Raw genomic sequence first — 4,161 nt, 5'->3', positions numbered from 1 at the left:
TTAAATCATTTGCTACGCAAACAGTAAAACATTTTAACCATGACTTCAACTTTTTGACACTCGCCTCCAAATCATATGACATTTTTATAATCCTTTTTCAATATTCGAATTCGTTGTTATTCTTAGTTCGTCACAGAGCCTCATCCTCAAATACATAAGACATCTTACAATTATAAAATCTCAATTCTCATATCTAACATCTAATCTGTACTTTTTACTTAATACATAGTACTTTTTACAAACTAAACACCGATACACGAACACCGAACAAACCATACGGAACGCATATACAATGGATACAGAATGGATACAGCGCGGATACACAACCGATACAGAAAAGTGTCTTTTTCGATATACAACGATACAGGATTTTAACTCTTTTTAACACTTAATTTATCTAACCACAATGTTTTTTATCAAGTTTTACCTTGTACACTTAACGTTTTACGTGGTTTTCTAATTAAAATTCTAATTCGATTTTGACAACGGATTTTGTCATTATGAAACCAGGCATAAACCCACAATTCCCCTTAGACAGTTTTAAAAATTACATTAATAAATGAAATAAAAATTAACACTACTTTTATGAAGATCATTCACTCTCTTATAAGTTGTCTTCGGGGAATTAAATGTGAGTCTTTATTGCTTAATAATTTTGTTCACTATTTCTCCTTCCTACTAGTAGTATATCCATCACTAAGATTCGAATTTCTTTTACCATGTCAGTCATGGTTTTTATTTGTGCATATAAAGGTATAGCACAAAATAGTCCCAGTAGCATAACATAAGATTGCCTACTGAATTTGAAGTAAAATTTTCTCATAATTTTACATAGTTTTTAAATTCAACATTAGTTTTAAAAGCCATCCTTTCCAGTACATCGCGCCAACTTTGTTTTGGGAAAAGGGGTTTTTTGTTTTTTTATTTCAAATTTGTTCTTTATTTTCATTTTTTGCTCATCCAAAAAACATTTGAAATTAAAAGGAGAAGCCATAGCATGGCTTAGGTATTCCTTTTCTTTAATGTCACTTTTTTTCGTCAAAAAAACTAACGAAAAAAGACTTGGCTGTAAACCTCTCTACTAAAAATGTCTTCACTCCACTAAAGATTTTACAAACCCTACGGGCTAAAATCTTTTTAACGCTCCATTTAACCATTTTCTTAACGTGAGAGTTTTAATGCCATTTTTTATCCTTTTCAATACTCAAATCCACTTTTAATAACGAATTTTAGAGTTGACATACGGTTTGCAGACGAGCTGCAATTCATTGAAACAAGCGTAAAAAGGATTAGTGAGCGTATGCGAATCATTTAATCTTTTTAGTGCGTGAGATGGGAATTGAACGTCGAAAATCTCAGTCTTGATTTTTTTGGTTCGTTTTTGCGTCAAGGTAAAAATGAACATATAATTATTAATCAACTTGTAACAATTTTTACCTAAGCTCCACTGGAGCTTCTCCTTTTAATTTCAAATTCTTAATCTCAAATGTTTTTTCATCAAGGTTCCCCGTAGGGCATATAAATTCATTTGAAATAATAATAACTCATGAATAAAAAATGAACAAATAATCATTTTCTTATTATCGTAATTATGTTCAGAACCTCATTTCGTTGTCATTCTGAACTTATCTCAAAACCTCATCCTTAATCTGAATACATAATACTTTTTACATTTTACTTAATACTTAAAAACATCTTACAATTCTAAAATCTCAATACTAATATCTAACACCTACTATATACATCTTACAATTCTAATAGAATCTAATAACCGTCTGTGTATTTCTATTATAAGAAACACATATTTTTAGAGAGAGTATTTTACTTGATTTGTAGAGGAATTAAACCAAGTGTAACGTATGAAGTCCAATGCTATTGTTATGGAAGAAACGACCAAAACAAAAAAGGCATGAACTCATCTTAAAGCTTTTGAGGTACTGGTATACCTTGCAACAATAAGAGAGCCCACGCCTAGGTCGTGAGCAAATTTACTTATTTTCTCGTTGCTACAAAAATTACCAGTTTTCAAAAGCGAGATTAAAGTACAATTACTTTATTTTTTAACTATCTGATAACAAATATAATAATATATTTTTAATTGCGCACTATCGACCGCAATATTTTTACATACTACTCTTATTATTGTTACAATGGATAACGTAAACAGACGTATATGTAAATACATATATTATAATTGGATAATAAATTCTGATTCACAAAGAAAGTTTGCTGATGAGCATAATATAGAAGAAAGTATTGTTAGAAAGATTAAAAAAGCATCTCAAGATAAAGATTATATTGAGTATAATATTCCTATCACTACACTTGAAAAAATATGTACATCTAGGGAAATCAAGTTATACGAGTTTTTCAAAATGGTTAATATATAATAAAGGCTCCAACTTGGAGCCTTTATTTATTTAACTTCTGCCAATTGTCTTGCAGTTTTTAATTTTATTTTAGTAGATAAAACTCTTTTTACATTCCATTATTAACGTATGAGAAATAATAATGCTATAAAGTAGGAGTAAATCTTACTATCTATTGAACAATAATTCAAATTATTTCACATTCCAAAAACACTTTACACAACAAGGTATACCTCTTATTTTGTCGTCTATATTTTATAATAACAAAATAGCCTATTTCTTCGGGGTTTGTTCGAGTGTCCTTCGACAATGGTTCGAGAAAAAGGTTGTTTTGTCGAACAACAGTCGAACAACGGTCGAAGGATTATCGAAGAAGATAGGTTAAAACACGGCTTTATTTAGATGTAATATTTTTACGTTAAATGATATAATTTGAGAGAATTTTGTAAAATAATAAAAGGCAAACAAACGTTTGACAATAAAATCGAAAGGAAAAGGTAAAAGCGGTGGAGCAAGAGTAATAACGCATCTTTTTATTGAAAACGAAACAGTTTATCTACTTTCTCTTTACGATAAAAGCGAGCAAAATTCTATCTCCGATAAAGAAATAAAAGATTTACTAAAACTGATAAAATAACAAAAGGCAAACAAACGTTTGCCTTTTTCTTTATTGTGTATTATTTTATTTAAAATAATACGATTGGAAGAGTATCTTATTCAAGTACTACAGCATTGACACCAATTTTATTAATTTCTTTAATAAAAAGATTACCTAATTCAATGTCATTAATTCTTATAATAACTTTTTTCCCATCTAATAGATTATCAACATTATTTTTTGATTCTTTTAAAGATAATTTTAATAAATCCATTTGCAATTTTGTTAAACATACTTTTTGGAATCCCTCATTCCAACTTTCTAATAATATTTCCATTAATTAACTGGTATTTTAATAGGTGAAGGTATTTGACCTTTATATTTACCTGTAGTTCTTTTACCTCCTTGTATAATAACTTCTTCTACTTTAAATTGTTTTCCTAAATCTTTTGCCATTTTCCATAAATTTTGACGACCAATTTGCCCTCCAGAAGAACCTTGAAGATGTAACTGATTTAAATGTAATTGATTTTCTTTTACAATGAAATTAGTAACTCCTTCTACTGTCTCATTTCCTATTTTAGCAGTAAAAATCATTACATCATCCTCTATTTGAGCAATTTTAACTAAATTTTTCGCAAAGACAGCTGATTTTAATAATGACCAACCTCCATTTAAAAGTTTAAAACTTCCAATCGCTAAACCTCTTAAAGCTATCGCAGGACCAATTACATCAGTTTCTATTAAATTTAAGGAAGAAGGCCCTTTAATTCCATATGTTCTTAAAGTTCTTTCATGAGCACTTTCGGTAACATCTTTAGAATCTACTAATTTTCCATTTTCAAAAAGATAATCTTTATCATCGCCACCTAAATTATTAACTTTTTTATAGCCTCCATTTCCATCTCTTTCATAACCATTATCATTCCCATCTTTTGAACCCCTTTCATGAGGAGGAATATACATTCCCATTTCATTATAACGGTTTCTACCCCATATATCTTGAGCCTCCATTCCGTCAGGATCAATCATATTGACAGGATTATTTAGAACATAATTGTAAGGAGTTGTATTAATGAATTTCTCCGCGAGCGGGTCAATGTTAAACCATCTACCAATTGCAGGGTCATAGTTTCGTGCACCGTAGTCGTACAGATTTAGGTTTAATTCATCCTGTAACTCTTTGCCGTTGTA

At 29.6% G+C, this 4,161-nt stretch carries 3 protein-coding genes; 1 reads left to right on the top strand and 2 read right to left on the bottom strand.

The window, feature by feature from the left end:
• Positions 1 to 2,841 precede the first annotated feature (2,841 nt).
• The gene (locus B2217_RS11440) at positions 2,842 to 3,006 is read left to right on the top strand and encodes a type II toxin-antitoxin system RelE/ParE family toxin (RefSeq protein ID WP_180905166.1); all 165 of its coding nucleotides are present in this window, start codon (positions 2,842 to 2,844) and stop codon (positions 3,004 to 3,006) included.
• Positions 3,007 to 3,082: 76 nt separating this feature from the next.
• On the opposite strand, the gene B2217_RS11435 is transcribed toward B2217_RS11440, so the two are convergent.
• Together B2217_RS11435 and B2217_RS11430 are read right to left on the bottom strand one after the other, a co-directional pair.
• Positions 3,083 to 3,304, bottom strand: coding sequence for a hypothetical protein (locus B2217_RS11435; RefSeq protein ID WP_180905167.1), 222 nt, complete (start codon positions 3,302 to 3,304; stop codon positions 3,083 to 3,085).
• The coding region (locus B2217_RS11430; protein ID WP_291122614.1) for an RHS repeat domain-containing protein at positions 3,304 to 4,161 on the bottom strand (858 nt) is incomplete at its 5' end. The genes B2217_RS11430 and B2217_RS11435, both read right to left, overlap by 1 nt.

The organism is Empedobacter sp. UBA7620 (assembly GCF_002484185.1).
Taxonomy (GTDB): Bacteria; Bacteroidota; Bacteroidia; order Flavobacteriales; family Weeksellaceae; genus Empedobacter; species Empedobacter falsenii_C.
This window is presented reverse-complemented; position numbering and strand designations above follow the sequence as displayed.